Below are 17,353 nucleotides of genomic sequence, written 5' to 3' on the forward strand. Positions count from 1 at the left end.
CTGTACGGTGAGCCAGGATCTTCCTGGCGACACTCCCTCACCACAGCATCACGATTCTATGTCCCCAGGCGGGATATCTCACTGCGAGGTGGGGGAGGTGTCCCTTCCTGACTGCGCATTGTCCGGGAATTGCACAAGATGTCCGGGCATCCCGCCGACCTTTCGCAAGTGCCGCCGGGGACTGCGCCGCTTGAAGGGTCAGGCAGACCTGAGGAAGCTCGATGAGATTTCTCGTGTCAGGAGTTCCATCGCTTCCAGTTCCTCCTCCGACAAGCCGCCCACGCAAGCGGTCGTGCCCCAGTCTCCGTAGATCAGTGCGACGCAGCGATTCCTGATGGTCACCGGGGCCAGCAGGATCGAGGTGGCATCGGGCAACTGTTCACGGTACCAGCGGGGCACGCGGTGGGCAATTTCCTTGTCGAAGGAATCTTCGATCACCAGCGGTTTGCGCGCGGTGGCGGCAAAGTGGAATATATCCGGGACAAAGCCCTCCTCGAACGATAGCGCCTCCAGTTTCTCTCGCATGCCGTCGCCAAATCCGATACGCGCCCCGAAGCGCTTTGCCTTCGGGTTCAGCAGCATGAGAAAACAATGCGAGAAGTTCAGTGCCCGCATGGCGGATTCGAGAACGAGCGGGGCCAGTTCGGAAATTGGCAGCTCGCCGCCTTCGCGTTGTATCTCGCCAAGGCTCTGCCGCAGGCGCGCGAGAGCGTCGTGCGGTTTGGCTGAGTTCGTTGGCGCGACCGCCTCGGCGGTGTCCGCGGATGCGGCGTCGCGCATCGAGGCATTGAGTGTCTGCGCCTGCGCTACCGCGATTTCGATGGCCTCGGGTTGCAGGCCCAGCGTTTGCGCGAGCTCCAGTATCGCGGCCTGGACGACATCCTCCGGTTCCCCGCTGCAGATCAGCGCCGCGGCCTGCGATGAAACCTTGGCCATTGCACCCAGCCAGTCGGCATGGGACTCCAGCGGTGTCTCTTTGTCGAAGCTCGCCCGCGTCATCGAGGTCGCGATCAGGGACGGCAGCCGCCATTTGATGGCGGCCGCCTGCGCGATGTCTTCCAGCGTCACGCCCAGCACACGCTGGATTGCGTCGCTTTCCCCGGCAGCGTCTTCCTGGCAGGAATCCTGGATCTGATTCCATTCTTCAGGAAAGTAGAAGACCAGGAGCAGGCGGCTCATGTGATGCATCAACGTGCAGACCACGGCCTCTTCCGCCTGGCCTATGCCCTGCGCGTTGCTCAGGGCCCTTGTGAGCTCGCCGGCAATCAGCGTTTGCTGCAATGCCTTGGCAGCCTGCGGGCGGTTGGCGGCGACCCCGGAAAAATACTCGAGAAGCTGGACCCCCAGCGAGAGATGGCTTATCGCATCGACACCCAGCACAAGGATGGCGCGCGATACCGTCGTCACCTCCCCGCCGAAAGTGCGGTACATGGCGGAATTGGCCAGCCGAATGACCTTCTGCGACAGGCTGAAGTCAGACAGTACGCCGGCGGCCATCTCGCCGACGCTGCTGTCGCTGTTCAGCGTCTTGAATATGTTGTCAATGCTGAACTGCAGTGTGGGGAAGTCCCCTTGCTGAGCCATTCGGCTCCAGAGCATTTCGAAGAACTGTTTCTTTGACATGATGGCATCTATTTCGCAAATGCCTGGGAATCGTCAAATAACAATTGACCGGCCCGAGTCATGCTCTCAAAATCCGGCGCGCTGAGCGCCTTCGAATATAGCCACCCCTGAACCAGCGCACATCCGTGCCTGGCCAGCAGCTGATTTTGCTCTACCGATTCCACGCCCTCCGCGATTGCCACCAGGCCGAGTTCCCGCGCCAGCGAGAGCACGGCCGATACGATGGTCCGCGCATGCGGCGAGTCCATCATGTCGGCCACGAAGCTCCTGTCGATCTTCAACGCGGATAGCGGGAAGCGCCGCAGGTAGGACAGGCTTGAGTAACCGGTTCCGAAATCGTCAACCGCGAACCGGACGCCCAGTGCGCGTAATTCCATCAGCAATTCCTGTGCTGCCTCGGGGTCAGTCATCAATACGCTTTCCGTGATCTCGAGAACCAGGCGTTCGGCGCTGATGCCGGCGTCGTGAATTGCCCTTCTGACGCTGGCGGCGAATCCCGGATGCTTGAACTGAACGGGCGAGACATTGACCGATATATATCCCACCTGCATCCCCTGGGCGTCCCATCCCGCGAGCTGCGCACAAGCGCACCGAAGCGCCCACGCTCCGAGGTGATTGATGAGTCCGTTATGCTCGGCAATTGGAATGAATACGTCCGGCGGGATGGGCTCGGCCTTTCGCTCCCATCGCATCAGCGCCTCGACCGCGCAGACCTTGCCGGATTCGGGCCACACGATAGGCTGGTAGTGGAGAACGAACTCGCCGTTCTGGATAGCCTCGAATATGGCCTGCTCTATGCGGAACTGCTCGTCCTGGCGATGGCCGAGTTCCGGCGAGTATACGCAGTAGCGATTCTTGCCCTGGGCCTTTGCGTCATACATGGCCAGGTCTGCATGCTTGAGCAGTTGCGACTCGGACTGGGATGCGTGTGTGCCGAAGGTCAGGCCGATGCTGGTGGTGACACGGACCTGGCAGCCCGCGAGATGAAACGGTTGCCTGCAGACGTGGATGATTCGTTCCAGTGTGGCGACGGCAGCCGCTTCCGATGCGACCCTGGACAGCAGGAGCACGAATTCGTCACCACCCAGCCGCGCCACCATATCCCCCGGACCCACGGTGCCCAGCAGGCGCAGGCTGACCTGTTTGAGCAAGGCATCGCCGAATTCATGGCCCAGCGAGTCGTTCACCCGCTTGAACCCGTCGAGATCCATCAAGGCAACGGCGAAGGGCGCCGTTCCTGCCCCGGCTTGCGCAAAGCATTCGGCAATGCGCTTGCTCATCAATGCGCGGTTGCCTACGCCCGTCAGGGGGTCAAGGAAGGATTCGTCGATGAGCCGTCGTTCGTTACTGACCCAGTGGGTGACGTCGTGCCCGAACAAGGACAGATACGCGTTGCCGTCGTCGTTCGCGCAGGGGGCGATGCGGAGGTCCAGCCACCGGCTTTCGCCAATTCCGCCCAGGAACCTGACCTGGCCGCATTTGACGTCGCCGTCGCGCTCGCAGGCCGTGAGCATCGCCGCGAGCTGTTCGCACTGCTCGAGCGAGACTAGGTCGAGTACCGACGATTTGAGTAGATATTCCCGGGGGTACGCCAGCAGCTGTGCCGAAGCTTCGGTAGCGGACAGGATTCTCCCCGCGGTGTCGACCTGCAAAGCCAGTCCACCGGAGGTCTCGAGCAGTGCCCAGGCGTCCTGCGCCGATACATCAGACGATACGTGCGGATTCCCGACGGAAGATAGCGAATGCGGAGGTACGTCCGTCAGAACAGCATCATACGTATACGATGTCATGGGATCTTTAACTCGTAGTCCTTTGTGGGCTAGCCTCAGCCTGAAACTAATACCATAATCACCCGAATAATGGGAATCGGCTTTGGCGGGCAGCGCGTTACGGCCAGGCCCGATTCTAAAGACCGCGACACGGATTTTCAGGTATTCCGGCTATTCGGGCCGTGCCTGCCCTCGTATGCGCAGCGTTGGGCGGGGAAAATACCGGAGCCGCCCGGGGACTTGCTTCGCGCCAGCTTTTTGTTGCTTTTGTACGACAGTCCGGAGTTCCGCCGGAAGCCCGGGCCTGAACGTTCAAACAGCAGGTGGCCCGGGCATCCGGCGGGCCATTCGTCCGGAGCGCGCGCTTCATGCACGGACTGCCGTGATCCAGAGGATCATCGCCCCGACATTCAGCGCCACGGTGGCCCGGAAGATGAACTGGAATTCCCGCTTCTGGTTCTTGTGCCGGAACAGGTGCTGGGCCGCAAGCGCGCCCGGCCAGCCCCCGAAGAGGGCGAGCAGATGCAGGTTTGCCTCGGGAACACGCCACTCCCTGCGGGCTGCGCGGCCCTTGTCCATGGCGTAGAGCGCGAACACCGTCACACTGAGGGCAAGGCTGAGGAGCGCCACGCCGCGCGGCAGGTAACCTGCGAGGGCAATGCCGATCACCGTGGCCAGGGCGAACGCGCCCGTCACCGCTGGAAGCAGGCTTGCCTGCGCTGATGCCTGCGCTGCTGCCTGCCTCGGGGCGCCCGCTATCGAAACCCGGCTTGCCTGCGGGCGGCCTTCCTTGCTCGTCGTGATCTCAAACGATACCCGGTCGCCAGCCCGGGGCACGGCGCTGCGATTCTGCAGCGAGCTGACATGAAGGAAAACATCTTTCGACTGGGCGTGAACCTCAATGAAACCGTAGCCCTTGTCGGCATTCCAGGATTTGATCCGTCCGGCTTTTCTCATCCCTGTTATTCATATTCCGAGATGGCCAAGTCTAACTGATGCGGGAACGCATCACGCATGGCCGGCGGTGGCAGGCCATGCGTTCTTGTCCGTTCAGCCGCCGATGCCCAGCAGCTCCACCTCGAAATTCAGCGTGGCATTGGGCGGGATCGTGCCCGGCACACCGCGCGCGCCGTAGGCGGTCGGGCCCGGGCAGACCAGCTTGGCCTTGCCGCCGACCTGCATTKTCTGCACGCCTTCCGTCCAGCACGGRATGACSCGGTTGAGCGGGAACGARATCGGCTGGCCGCGCTTGTAGGAACTGTCGAACTCGGTGCCGTCGGTGAGCGTGCCGCGGTAATGGACCTTGACCGTGTCGGAGGCCTTGGGCGAGGGGCCGGTGCCCTTGACCAGGTGCTGGATGGTCATGCCGGAAGGCAGGGTTTCCGCGGGGCCGGCAGGCGCTGCGGCGTGAACGGCGCCGGCGCAGGCGAGGGCGGCGAGGAGCAGGGAGATCTTCTTCATCGTTGGCTTGGCTGGGTGGGAAGTCGGATGCGCCGGCCGGGCCGGCCGCAAAACCAGCATCTTAAACCGGGACGGGGGCAGTCCCGGTTTTTACGCTTCCTGCCAGGCCACACCAGGCCACACCAGGCGGCAAGCGCAGCCTATGGCATCACGGGCGGGCGATAAGGCAAGGTCGCGGCGAACGCCCACAGCATGAACAGCACCAGCGGCGCGTGCACCAGCAATTGGGTGAAGGTGAAGCCGACCACGTCCTTGGCCCGGATCCCGAGCACACCCAGCAGCGGCAGCATCCAGAAGGGGTTGATGAGGTTGGGCAGCGCCTCCGCGGCGTTGTACACCTGCACCGCCCAGCCGAGGTGGACCTGCAGCTGGTTGGCGGCCTGCATCACGTACGGCGCCTCGATGACCCACTTGCCGCCGCCGGAGGGTACGAAGAATCCCAGCACCGCCGAATAGACGCCCATCACCGCCGAGAACGACTCCCTGGTGGCCACCGAGACGAAGGCCGACGCCAGGTGGTGCGACAGGCTAGCGCCATCCACGCCCGCCGCCTTGGTGAGCATGAAGGCGATGCCGCCGTACAGGGGGAACTGGATCAGCACGCCGGCGGTGGATGGTACGGACCTCGCGACAGCCCGCAGGAAACGCTTGGGGCGCCAGTTCAGCAGCATCCCCAGCATGAGGAACAGGAAGTTGTACGTATTGAGGTTGGAGATCGCGAGGACCGGATCCTTGGTGGTGAATTCGTGCACCAGCCAGCCGGTCCCGAGCGCCACGATCAGCAGTGTCAGTAGCGGGCTGTATTCGAGCCATTCGCCGGGGCGCGTCGGGCGCCCGGTCACATCGCCGGCATCGTCCAGGTCCACGCCCATGTCTTTCGCGGTGCGGGCGCGCTCCCCGGTGGGCGCGGAGAAGTAAGCCACCAGCAGGGAGGCCACGATCAGCACGGCGGTCATTGCCATCGATTGCCACAGGAATATCGTCTCGGCGAACGGAATCACGCCGGTGATATCGAGGAGCGACCTGGGCAGGCTGGCCGGATTCGCCTGCAACTGCGCCGCGGACGAACTCAGGCCAAGCGCCCAGGTGGCGCCCATGCCCAGGTAGGCGGCCGCGCTGGCGGCCCGGTAGTCCACGCGCAGCCCGGTGCGCCGCGCGATGGCGCGCACCAGCAGGCCGCTGAAGATCAGGCTGACGGCCCAGTTCAGCAGGGAGGTCAGCAGGCTGACCAGTGCCACGAAGGCGACGGCGCCGCGCGCCGTCCCGGGCAAGGCGGCGAGGCGCGCGATCAGCAGCGACGCGGGCGGCGACGCCGCCACCACGTACCCCGCGATCGCCACCACCGCCATCTGCATGGTGAACGGTATCAGGCTCCAGAAGCCATCGCCGAAGGCCTGCGCCACGCTCTGCGTGGACGCGCCGATGCCGATGGCGCCGAGCGCCACGACGACCACCGCGATGGCGGCGAAGATATACGAATCGGGGAACCAGCGCTCGGACCAGTCGGTGACCTTGATGGCCAGCCGTTCCAGTCCGCCGCGGCTTGGGTTGTCCCCGTTTTCCAGGGATAGGGGTGCGCTTTTCATTTACTGTCTCCTTGCATTGCCATGGCTTTGCGCGCGGCACGATGCCGCGCTAGCCTTCGAATCCCTCATAGGCCATGACGGCGGCCGCCAGATCTTCCAGCGCGGTGCCGACTGCCTTGAAGACCGTGATTTCCTGCTCGTCCGCGCGGCCCGGATGGGCTTGCCGGCACAGGTCCGCCAGCGTCGCCCGGATGTCGGCCGCCCGCAGCACGCCTTGTTCGATGGGGTGCAGCAGGTCGCCCGCCTTGAGGACCGCCTCGCCGGTGTCGACGAACACCGAGGTTGCGTCAAAGCAGGCATCGTCCGCTTCGCGCATGGCTGGCGTGAAGCCGCCGATCAGGTCCAGGTGCGTGCCGGGGCCGAGGCAGGTCCGCCGGACGATGGGCACGGTGGAGAGCGTGGCCGCGGTCACGATATCGACGCCTTCGCAGCCGTGCGAAACCGATGCGGCAAAGCGGGCGTCGAAGCCGTCGGCCCGCAGCCTTGCCGCCAGCAGCTCGCCCTGGTGCGCGTTGATGTCCCATACCGCTACGCGTTCGATGGGCCGAACCGCGCGATACGCATAGGGCAGCAGGCTCGCCACCCGCCCCGCGCCGATCACCAGCATCGACGACGCATCGCGGCGGCTCAGGTACGACGCCGCCAGCGCCGACGCGGCGGCGGTGCGGCGGGAGGTGATCTCGTTGCCGTCGATCATCGCCAGCGGCTTGCCGGTGCGCGCATCGTGCAGCAGGTAGGTCGAGTACAGGCCCGGCAACCCAGCCTGCGTGTTGCCCGGATAGATGGTGACCGTCTTGACGCCGAGGTAGGCGCCGGGCTGCCAGGACGGCATCAGCAGCACCGTTCCTGCCGCCTCGCCGGGCGTGCCGATGGCATGGCTGTGGCGCTGCGGGACCTCGCAGCCGCGGATGAAGGCGTCGCGCAAGGCGGGCACGAGCGCATCGAACGGCAGCAGCGCGCGGGTGGTGTCGGAGTCGAGTATCTGCATGTTTTACGTGATGGAGTTGGGGAGGGAACGTGTGATGGCTTGCGGGCCGCTCGCCGCCGGCGCGGATGAGATCAGGCATCCAGCACGATGTCGCTCGCGGGGATCGCCTGGCATGCCAGGCACACGCCGGCATCCTCCGGCTCTTCGCCATGCAGGTGGAGGACGCGGCCCGACACGACCGGCACGGCGCAGCTTTCGCACTGTCCGACCCGGCATCCGCTGGGCAGCGCCAGGCCCAGCCTTTCGGCGAACCCCAGCAAGGGTCCGTCGGCCGAGCGCCAGACGCGCGCGGTGGCGGATTTCGCGAAGACCACGTTGAACTGCTGCTCGGGACCGGACACCGTGCGTTCGGGGGAGCGGAACACCTCGCGGAAGATGTCGGAGCGATGCATTCCCCTGGCCGCCAGCGCATCGGCAAAGGCGCTCATCATCGGCGCCGGGCCGCACATATAGACCAGCGGACGGGCGCCGAGCCATTCCGGCGGGACATGGCCGGCGCTGACACGCCCGGCCACGTCGTAGTCGATGCCGGGCCGATCGCACGCGTCGGGGCGGTCGTAGAAATCGATCACCTCCAGCCCCGTGATGCACTCGCGCAGCGCGCGGATGCGCGAGCGGAAGGCGTGCGCCTGGCCGTTCTGGTTCGCGTACAGCAGCAGGATCCTGGGCCGATCGACCGGATCGACCGGATCGACCGGATGGCCCGGATCGCTGGCGGCCGCGAGGGATTCCAGCAGCGAGATGAACGGCGTGATGCCGATCCCGCCGGCCAGCAGCACAAGCGGCCGCCGGGAACGCACCGGCATCACGAAGTTGCCGGACGGCGCCCGCAGCGATACCACATCGCCCACCGCAAGGCTCTGGTTGATATACGAGGATGCGCGCCCGGACACGGCTTCGCCGGTAGCCGTCATGCCGGTGGCGCGGCGCACGGAAATCGAGTAGCCGCGCCGTGCCGGCACCGTGGCCGGGCCGGTGAGGGAATACGAGCGCACCACCTCTTCGCCGCCCGGCCGCATGGCGAGCCTGATCGTCACATGCTGGCCGGGCTGGAAATCCGGCAAGCCGCCGCCATCGGCGGGCTCCAGGAAGACGGAGGTGACCTCGCGTGCTTCCCTGGCCAGGCCGGCCACGCGGAAGGCGCGATAGCCATCCCACCTGCGCCGCGCCTCGTCGAGCCCGGGCTCGCGTTCCACATTGCAGCGAAAGGCGCGCAGGGGCACCGAGCCGCTGACCGGGTCGATGCTGTCCGCGCTGATCAGTGCGTTGTAGTTGCTGTTGCCCTGGCCGGATACCGGCAAGGGACCCTGGGCGAGGGCGTCGCAGCGTTGCCACCAGCCGAACTCGCCCACCACCACGCGCGGATGCAGTCCTTCTCTCACCCTGGCGATAAAGCGGGCGCTGCCGGCGGGCGTGGTCACGCGGATTGCATCGCCGCTGGCAATGCCGCGCGCGGCCGCCAGTGCGGTCGGGATTTCCGCTTCCGGCTGCGCGGCCTTGCGCCTGAGCGAAGGCAGGCCGCGATGCTGGCTGTGGCAGTAGTAGCCGCTCTTGGCCGAGGTCAGCACAAAGGGAAAGCCCTCGCCTGCGGGGCCGGCAGCTTCGCCGGCAGGCTGGCCCGGGCGCGGCAAGGCGGGATAGCCGTGGCGCAGCAACAGTTCGGAGTACAACTCCACCAGGCCGGTCTGCGTATCGAAGGCGCGCTCGCGCGGCCTTGCCGCGTACTTCCGTTCCATGTCGGCCACGGGCACGCGGATGCCTTCGGGCTGTGCGCGCAGCCGCTCGACGCTCAGCCCGGAGGGGGCCAGCATATGGTTCCAGCCCGCTTCCAGGCTGCCGCCGAAGAAGGCCTCCGACAGCCCGAGCCTGGTCGCGAGGTCGAACACGATGTCATTGTCCGAGCGCGATTCGCCGCGCGGCGAGACCATGCGCTGGCGCAGTTGCACCAGTTGTTCCGCCTCGGCGGAGATTTCGAAGCCGATGCGCAGGCCTTCGCGCTCCCACGGCGTATTCACCGGCAGCAGGATATCGGCGTAGCGCGCGCTCGGCGTCTCGAACAGGTCGCAGTGCGCATAGAAGTCGAGGCTGCGCAGCGCCCGTTCGCCATCTTCCACGTCGGCCTGCGACAGCAGGGGATTGGTGCCGAACGCCACCAGCGTGCGCACGCTGTAAGGCTGTGCATGCAGGATGGCCCGGTAGAGATCGCGCGCGGTGACCCAGCCCTGCGCGGGCGGGCCCAGCGGCCTTTCGGCATAGCCGAGTGCCTTGGGCTTCTGCCCGGCGGGCAGCAGGCCGGAGCCGCTGACGGGGTTGTAGGGCGGCTTCTGGTAGATGCGGTTGCCGCCGTTGCGGTCGAAGCTGCCGGTCAGGGCGTACAGGCAGGCGATCGCGCGGTCGGTCTGGGTGGCGTTGTCATGCTGGCCGACGCCGGACCAGGCGTGATAGGCCACGCGCCCGGCCGAGGCGAACAAGCTGGCGGCATGGCGAATATCTCCTTCGTCCACCCAGGTCAGCTGCGCGGCCAGGGCTGCCGGGTAGCGGGCGCATTCGCCGGCATAGAGCTCGAAAGCAGGGTGGCAGCCGATGGCTGTGCCCGGTGTATTGGCGTCATCCACGCTGAACGAACCGCGCAGCGCAAGATGCTGGAAATCCTGCGCCGCCAGCGACGATGACGTCTGCGCCCGTGCAGTCTGCGCGTTCCAGACCAGGTAGGCATCGCCATCCGGCAGCCCCAGGTCGCGCCCCCGCAGGAAGCGTCCGTTGTCGCTGCGCACTAGCAGCGGGCCGTTGGTCCACTGGCGGACGAAGTCCAGGTCGAACGCGTTCGCTTCGATCAACAGGTTGGCGATCGCCATCGCCAGCGTGGCATCGGTGCCCGGCCGCACGCGCAGCCATTGGTCCGCCTGGCCGGCCAGCGCCGTTTCCCTGGGGTCGATCACCAGCAGCTTCGCGCCGGCGCGCCTGCCGGCCCCGATTGCCTCGGCCTGCGACAGCCAGGTGTTGGTCGGGTTATGACCCCATAGCACGATGAGCCCGGCATGCCGGTAGTCCGCGGTCGGCATGCCGCAGCCGAAGGTAAAGGCGTGCGCGTAGTCCTTGTGCCAGTTGCAGATCTCCGTGGCGTAGCAGGTGTTGGGGCTGCCGAAGAGCCGGATAAGGCGTTCGATCCAGTCGATGCTGTCGCTCAGCGGCGTGCCGCTGGGCGTGGTCACGGCGAAGGCCACCGACTCGGCACCGCCATCGCGCCGGGCCTGCAGCATGCGCCGGGCGATCTCCGCCAGGGCCTCTTCCCAGGAGATCCGTGCCCAGCCGGGATCGGGGTCGGTCTTGGGATGGGTGCGCCGCATCGGATAGAGGATGCGCTCCGCGCTATGGACCAGCTCGGGCGCCGACTTGCCCTTCAGGCACATGGCCTTGCCGGTGGGGTGGGCGGGATCCGGCCGCACCGATATCAGGGCGTCGTCCGCCACCACGTTCACCGTCCCGCACCGGGAGCGGCACAACGTGCAGTAGCCGTGCTTGTCTTCATTGCTCATTGCTGGTCACCGCATCTTGTCTCCTGACCGGATGCTAGCTAGCATGGCGAAGTATTTCTAATTCTTAATTTTGAAAAAGCAATATCGGAAAAATCGATGCTACCCACATTGAAGCAACTGCAGCATTTCGTGGCCATGGCCGAGTCCGGGCAGGTGTCGCGTGCGGCACTTCGCTGCCATGTGTCGCAGTCGTCGATGACGTCGTCCCTGAAGAGCCTCGAGGAGGCACTGGGCGTCCAGTTGTTCACGCGGCATGCCAGCGGCGTGCGTCTCACCGAAGCCGGCACGCGTTTCCTCCGGCATGCGCAGCAGATCGGGGATGCCGTGCTGGATGCGGTGGAGGCCATCACCGTCGCGCCGGTGGAGATCACCGGAACGGTGCGCCTGGGGGTGACCGAGACCATCACGGCCTATGTGCTCCCGGGCCTGCTGCCGGCATTCGAGCGGAAATTCCCGAAGCTCCGGCTGTCGGTGCTGGAGCGGGAGCGGCACGACATCGAGCAGGGCATCCTGGACGGCGAGATCGATATCGCCCTGCTGCTGGTGTCGAACCTGCCCGGCCTGAATCATGTCACCTGCGAAACACTGCTGCGCTCCGCGCGGCAGCTGTGGGGCCATCCGGAGCATCCCCTGATGACGGCCGAGCGCATCGGGCTGGCCGACGTGGCGCGGCATGACTACATCCTGCTCGACATGGACGAGCACATTTCCACGGTGGGCAAGTACTGGGGCCAATACGGCCTGGCGCCCGATGTTCGCTACCAGAGTTGCTCGATCGAGGCGGTGCGCAGCCTGGTGGCGGCCGGGCGCGGCGTCGCCATCCTCTCCGACCTGGTCTACCGGCCATGGTCGCTGGAGGGCCAGCGCATCGTGCGGCGCGGCATCGCCGACAAGGTGCCGTCGATGGACGTTGGCCTGGCGTGGAGGCGCGAGCCCGCCACGCCGGGCAATGTCGTTGCGCTCGCGGACTTCCTGCGCGGCGCCCTGCGCGAAAAGGCCAGGTTCTAGGTCCGGCTGCGGCATTCGGCGCTAGCCGCCGGAATTCCCGCATGCCGTGGCGAAACGGCAATTGAGCCTATGCCGGCGGGCGCGGCGCCGCCTATCCTGTCTTGTGCCGGTGCACGGCGCCTTGAGCGATACGCGTGCACCCGGGCACACCCACGACAGGAGAACACGCATGGCTGGAACCACGGTGGCGGACATGATGGCGGACATCCTGACGGTGGCCGGCGTCGAGCGCATCTACGGCCTCGTCGGCGATTCGCTGAACGGCCTGACGGATTCCCTGCGGCGCAAGAAGACCATCGAGTGGCTACACGTGCGCCACGAGGAGGTGGCGGCCTTCGCGGCTGGCGCGGAGGCCCACCTGAGCGGCAAGCTGGCGGTATGCGCCGGCAGTTGCGGCCCCGGCAACCTGCACCTGATCAACGGCCTGTTCGACGCGCACCGCAGCCGGGTGCCGGTGCTGGCCATCGCCGCGCACATCCCCAGCTCGGAGATCGGCTCGGAGTATTTCCAGGAAACCCGCCCGCAGGAGCTGTTCCGCGGCTGCAGCCACTATTGCGAGATGGTCAGCAACCCGGAAGAACTGCCGCGCATCATGCAGTCCGCCATGCGCGCCGCGCTGGGCCAGCGCGGGGTGGCGGTGATCGTGGTGCCTGGCGATATCGCCCTGATGGAAGTGCAGGCACCGGCGCTGCTGGAACTGGCCCTGCCCGAAGCGCCCGCGGCGGTGCCGCCGGCCGAGGAACTGGCGGTGACGGCGCGCCTGCTCGATACCGCCAGCAGCGTCACCCTGCTGTGCGGGCGCGGCTGCGAAGGCGCGCACGCCGAAGTGGTGGCGCTGGCGCAGCGCCTGAACGCGCCCGTGGTGCACGCGCTCGGCGGCAAGGAATTCGTCGAGTACGAGAACCCGTTCGACGTCGGCATGACCGGCCTGATCGGCTTCTCCTCGGGCTACTACGCCATGCTCGAATGCGACACGCTGCTGATGCTGGGCACGGACTTCCCGTACCGGCAGTTCTACCCGACCAAGGCCACGATCATCCAGGTGGACATCCGCGCCGAGAACCTCGGCCGCCGCTGCCGGCTGGCGCACGGGGTGGTCGGCTCGGTGAAGGAGACCATCAAGGGTCTGCTGCCGCTGCTTGGGCAAAAGAGCGACCGCGCCCACCTGGACCGCGCGCTCGAGCATTACCGCAAGGCGCGCACCGCGCTGGACGACCTTGCCACCGGCGCGCCGGGCAGCGGGCTGGTGCACCCGCAGTACCTGGCTCGCTGCATCAGCGAAAACGCGGCGCCGGATGCGGTCTTCACCTTCGACGTGGGCACGCCCACGGTATGGGCCGCGCGCTATCTCGCCATGAACGGCCAGCGCCGCCTGATCGGCTCGCTCAACCACGGCTCGATGGCCAACGCCCTGCCGCAGGCCATCGGTGCGCAGGCGCTGTTCGCGCAGCGCCAGGTGGTGGCAATGTGCGGCGACGGCGGATTTTCCATGCTGCTGGGCGATCTGCTCACGCTGCGCCAGCACAACCTGCCGGTCAAGGTGGTGATCTTCAACAACGGCAACCTCGGCTTCGTCGCCATGGAGATGAAGGCGTCGGGTTTCCTCGACACCTATACCGACATGGTCGACACCGACTTCGCCGCGATCGCCACGGCGGCGGGCATCCCCGGCATCCGGGTGGAAGACCCCGGCCTGGTGGCGCCGGCGCTGCAGGAGGCATTCAGCCGCCCCGGCCCGGTGGTAGTGGACGTCAAGACCAACCGGCTCGAACTCGCCATGCCGCCCACCATCACCACCAAGGAGGCCAAGGGCTTCAGCCTCTACCTGCTGCGCGCGATCATCGACGGGCGCGGCGGCGAGATCGTCGACCTGGCGAAGTCCAACCTGTGGCGATAGGGCAGGCGGCAGGGCCACAGGGCGGCAGGGCTTCGCTGCAGGCCATCAGCCGATGCGCGCGCCGCTGGCCTTGACGATCGGGCGCCAGGACTGGTACTCGGCCACCACGAACTTGCCGAACGACTCCGGCGTGTACTGCATCGGCTCCGCGCCCTGCATCACGAACTTCTTGCGGATGTCGGGGCGTCAGCAGACTCAGCCCCGTCAGTCGTAGTCCAGCGCGTCTTCGAGCGGGACTTCACGCTGCGGCATGAGCCGGCGCGGCGGGTGCATTCCGGTGTACAACGGAATGCGCCCGCCTGCAAGCTGGCCGCCAGGGTGGCGCGCCGCGTGCGCCAGACCATGCACGGCAGCGCCACCGCGGCGCTAACTTGCGCTAGAGTGGGAACCTCGTACAGCTTGCGTTACACATGAGGATGTCCATGGAAGCCCAGCGCCTGCAGTTCCCCGGAAGTGACGGCCAGCAACTCGCCGCGCGGCTGGATTTACCGGCCGGCCCGGTCCGCGCCTTTGCCCTGTTCGCCCATTGCTTTACTTGCGGCAAGGACGTGCTCGCGGCCACGCGCATCGCACAGGCACTCACCGCCCACGGCATCGGCGTGCTGCGCTTCGATTTCACCGGTCTTGTCGGCAGCGGCGGCGATTTCGCCAATACCAATTTTTCCTCCAACGTGGCCGACCTGCTGGCGGCGGCCGACTACCTGCGCCAGCAGCACCGCGCGCCCGCGCTGCTGATCGGCCATAGCCTCGGCGGCGCGGCCGTGCTGGCCGCGGCGCAGGGCATACCGGAGGCCAAGGCGGTGGTGACCATCGCCGCGCCCAGCGATCCGGGGCATGTGGTGGGCCTGTTCGGCGAGCACGCCGCGCGCATCGAAGCCGACGGCGAAGCCGAAGTCCAGCTTGCCGGCCGGCCGTTCCGCATCAAGCGCCAGTTCATCGAGGATGTCGGCGAGCAGAAGCTGCTCGATAGCGTGGCCAGGCTGCGCCGCGCGCTGCTGGTCATGCACGCGCCGCAGGACGATACCGTGGGCATCGACAACGCCACGCAGATCTTCATTGCGGCCAAGCATCCCAAGAGCTTCGTCTCGCTGGACCGCGCCGACCACCTGCTCACGCGCAAGGAAGACGCGGTCTACGTGGCCAATACCATTGCCGCCTGGAGCCAGCGCTACCTGGGCAGCGAGACGCTCGACATGCCGCCCGCCGTGGCCGAGGAAGGGCTGGTGCGCGTGGAAGAGACTCACACCGGCAAGTACCAGCAGCGCATCGTCGCCGGCCCGCACCGCCTGCTTGCCGACGAGCCGGTCTCGTTCGGCGGCCTCAACGGCGGCCCCGCGCCTTACGACCTGCTCCTGGCCGGGCTGGGTGCGTGTACCTCCATGACGATGCGCATGTATGCCGAGCGCAAAGGCTGGCCGCTCGAGCATGTGGCGGTGTCGCTGCGCCACGAGAAGATCCACGCCGCCGACTGTGCGGACTGCGCCACCACCGAAGGCAAGATCGACTGGATCGAGCGCGAGATCACCATGCTGGGGCCGCTCGACGAGGCCCAGCGCGCCGCCCTGCTGGAGATTGCCGACAAGTGCCCGGTGCACCGCACCCTGCATTCGGAGGTGGTGATCCGCACGCACGCGGCGGAAGCCGTGCCCAAGTAGGCCGGCGCGGCGGACCCGGACGCACCCCTCTCCCGTGCGCGGGAGGGGGGTGCGCACCAGCGCTGCGCCCCGGCCTCCGGTTCGCGCTCAGACGAAAGTCGTCTCGATCCGCGAAGCCGCCTTCAGGAACAATGTCACCGGTGTGCGCTCGCAGATCTGCGCGAGCCGCTCGCGCTCGGCCTGGCCCAGTTCCGCGCCACTTACCCTGACCTCGCGCTGGATAAAGCGCGCCTCGTCCTTGCCCTGGAACACGGCCGTCACTTCCACATCGGCCACGGGCCATTGTTTGCGCTGCATATACATCTTCAGCGTGATCGCCGTGCACGAAACCAGGCCGGACAGCACGAAAGCGAACGGAGCCGGGCCCTGGTCCGTGCCGCCGAGGCTGGCGGATTCGTCGCCGCTCAGCGCATGGCTGCCGGCCTGCAGGTGCACGAGGTAATTGGCATCGGCCGGGCCGAGCCGGGCGGTGGCTTTGGAATTTGACATGGCTTGTGCGGAGTCGAAGTTGCAGGTGGGTAGCAGGGGCCTGGCCGGGTTTCTGGCTGGCGCAAGCATTTTCTCTTCCAAATCAAGGGCTTGAGCTCTTCAGTCAGCGGCCGGCCGGGAAAGCCGGAGACTGATTGTAACCATGCCGCCGCCGGGCCGCACAAGATATGGCGGAGCAGGGACATGCCCGGGCCGCGCCACGCTCCGGATCGATGCCGGGCTGATCCGTTCGTATCACCATAGTGGTGCAATTGAACCGTCTGTTTCCTTGTTGCGGTGAAAAACACGAGTGTTTCATGGTTATCCATGATGGAACAAATGTTGCTCAGTGACTAGCATCTGAAACGATGACGGATCCCGTATCCGCTAGACAAGGAGCGATCGATGAAAGCAGTGGAAGCGACGAAGGCGACGAAGGCGATGAGGCTGGCTGCGCTGGGCATGGCGATGGCGGCCGCCGCGCTCGGCGCGGGTGCGGCCCGGGCGGCGGACGCGGCGGCCGGCTCGACGCTGGGCAAGATCAAGGAGTCGGGGGCGATCGCGATCGGGCACCGTACCTCGTCGATCCCGTTCTCGTTCTATGACGGCAGCCAGAAGGTGGTCGGCTTCTCGCAGGACATCTGCGACAAGGTCATCGCCGAAGTCAGGAAGCAGACGGGCGTGGCAAACCTGCAGGTGCGCATGGTGCCGGTGACCTCGCAGAACCGCATCTCGCTGGTGCAGAACGGCACGGTGGACCTGGAGTGCGGCGTGACCACCAACCTGAAGGCACGGCAGCAGCAGGTGGCATTCTCGACCACCTTCTTCGTGGCGGGCACGCGCCTGCTGGTCAAGAAGGGCAGCCCGGTGCAGGACTTCGGCGACCTGTCCGGCAAGGCGGTGGTGACCAATGCCGGCACGACGTCCGAGCGCATCCTGCGCAAGCTCAATGACGAGAAGAAGGCCAACATCACCATCCAGAGCGCCAAGGACTATGGCGAGTCATTCCTGATCCTGCAATCGGGCCGGGTGGCTGCCTTCATGATGGACGACGTGCTGCTGTCCGGCGTCAAGACGCTGGCGCCGGCGCCGGCGGACTGGACCGTGGTGGGCACGCCGCAGTCGTTCGAGGCCTACGGCTTCATGATGCGCAAGGACGATCCGGAGTTCAAGAAGCTGGTCGACGGCGTGATCACCGGGCTGATGAAGAGCGGCGAGATCCGGTCGATGTACGACAAATGGTTCAACAAGCCGATCCCGCCGAAGAACGTCAGTTTCGAGTTCCCGATGAGCGCGGCTGTCAAGAAGGCCTACGAGCAACCCAGCGACGAGGCCTTCGAGTAAGGCCCGTTCGCGCGGGGG

General features: G+C 66.4%; 12 protein-coding genes. 4 read left to right on the top strand and 8 right to left on the bottom strand.

Going from position 1 to position 17,353, the window contains the following annotated elements; genetic code table 11:
• Positions 1-198: 198 nt before the first annotated feature.
• From AC1DK4_RS23115 to AC1DK4_RS23145, 7 genes are all read right to left on the bottom strand, one after another.
• Positions 199-1,623: an HDOD domain-containing protein gene (locus AC1DK4_RS23115; protein ID WP_441619106.1), complete on the bottom strand. Its 1,425-nt coding sequence runs from the start codon at positions 1,621-1,623 to the stop codon at positions 199-201.
• A gap of 8 nt (positions 1,624-1,631) precedes the next feature.
• Entirely contained in the window at positions 1,632-3,413 is a 1,782-nt protein-coding gene (locus AC1DK4_RS23120) for a putative bifunctional diguanylate cyclase/phosphodiesterase (RefSeq protein ID WP_441619108.1), read from the bottom strand.
• A gap of 345 nt (positions 3,414-3,758) precedes the next feature.
• Positions 3,759-4,349, bottom strand: coding sequence for a DUF1294 domain-containing protein (locus AC1DK4_RS23125; RefSeq protein ID WP_441619110.1), 591 nt, complete (start codon positions 4,347-4,349; stop codon positions 3,759-3,761).
• A gap of 93 nt (positions 4,350-4,442) precedes the next feature.
• Complete coding sequence (locus tag AC1DK4_RS23130) at positions 4,443-4,853, bottom strand: FKBP-type peptidyl-prolyl cis-trans isomerase (RefSeq protein WP_477131799.1); 411 nt, start codon at positions 4,851-4,853, stop codon at positions 4,443-4,445.
• 140 nt (positions 4,854-4,993) lie between these two features.
• Positions 4,994-6,439 carry a short-chain fatty acid transporter gene (locus AC1DK4_RS23135; RefSeq protein WP_441619113.1) on the bottom strand — a complete coding sequence of 482 codons (1,446 nt, stop codon included), beginning with the start codon at positions 6,437-6,439 and terminating at the stop codon, positions 4,994-4,996.
• 49 nt (positions 6,440-6,488) lie between these two features.
• Entirely contained in the window at positions 6,489-7,427 is a 939-nt protein-coding gene (lhpI, locus tag AC1DK4_RS23140; RefSeq protein ID WP_441619115.1) for a bifunctional Delta(1)-pyrroline-2-carboxylate/Delta(1)-piperideine-2-carboxylate reductase, read from the bottom strand.
• A 71-nt stretch (positions 7,428-7,498) separates the two neighbouring features.
• Complete coding sequence (locus AC1DK4_RS23145; protein ID WP_441619117.1) at positions 7,499-10,963, bottom strand: molybdopterin-dependent oxidoreductase; 3,465 nt, start codon at positions 10,961-10,963, stop codon at positions 7,499-7,501.
• 96 nt (positions 10,964-11,059) lie between these two features.
• On the opposite strand from AC1DK4_RS23145, the gene AC1DK4_RS23150 reads away from it, so the two are divergent.
• The 3 genes from AC1DK4_RS23150 to AC1DK4_RS23160 all read left to right on the top strand — a co-directional run bounded on the left by AC1DK4_RS23150 (position 11,060) and on the right by AC1DK4_RS23160 (position 15,523).
• Complete coding sequence (locus AC1DK4_RS23150) at positions 11,060-11,971, top strand: LysR family transcriptional regulator (RefSeq protein WP_441619119.1); 912 nt, start codon at positions 11,060-11,062, stop codon at positions 11,969-11,971.
• 169 nt (positions 11,972-12,140) lie between these two features.
• The gene (poxB, locus tag AC1DK4_RS23155) at positions 12,141-13,868 is read left to right on the top strand and encodes a ubiquinone-dependent pyruvate dehydrogenase (protein ID WP_441619121.1); all 1,728 of its coding nucleotides are present in this window, start codon (positions 12,141-12,143) and stop codon (positions 13,866-13,868) included.
• 422 nt (positions 13,869-14,290) lie between these two features.
• Entirely contained in the window at positions 14,291-15,523 is a 1,233-nt protein-coding gene (locus tag AC1DK4_RS23160) for a bifunctional alpha/beta hydrolase/OsmC family protein (RefSeq protein ID WP_477131800.1), read from the top strand.
• Positions 15,524-15,610: 87 nt separating this feature from the next.
• On the opposite strand, the gene AC1DK4_RS23165 is transcribed toward AC1DK4_RS23160, so the two are convergent.
• Positions 15,611-16,012, bottom strand: a complete 402-nt coding sequence (locus tag AC1DK4_RS23165) for an OsmC family protein (protein ID WP_441619125.1) — start codon at positions 16,010-16,012, stop codon at positions 15,611-15,613.
• A 420-nt stretch (positions 16,013-16,432) separates the two neighbouring features.
• Between AC1DK4_RS23165 and AC1DK4_RS23170 the strand changes: the two genes are divergently transcribed.
• On the top strand, positions 16,433-17,335 hold the full coding sequence (locus tag AC1DK4_RS23170; protein ID WP_441619276.1) for a glutamate/aspartate ABC transporter substrate-binding protein: 903 nt from the start codon (positions 16,433-16,435) through the stop codon (positions 17,333-17,335).
• Positions 17,336-17,353 lie beyond the last annotated feature (18 nt).

The organism is Cupriavidus sp. 05N38, assembly GCF_056397345.1.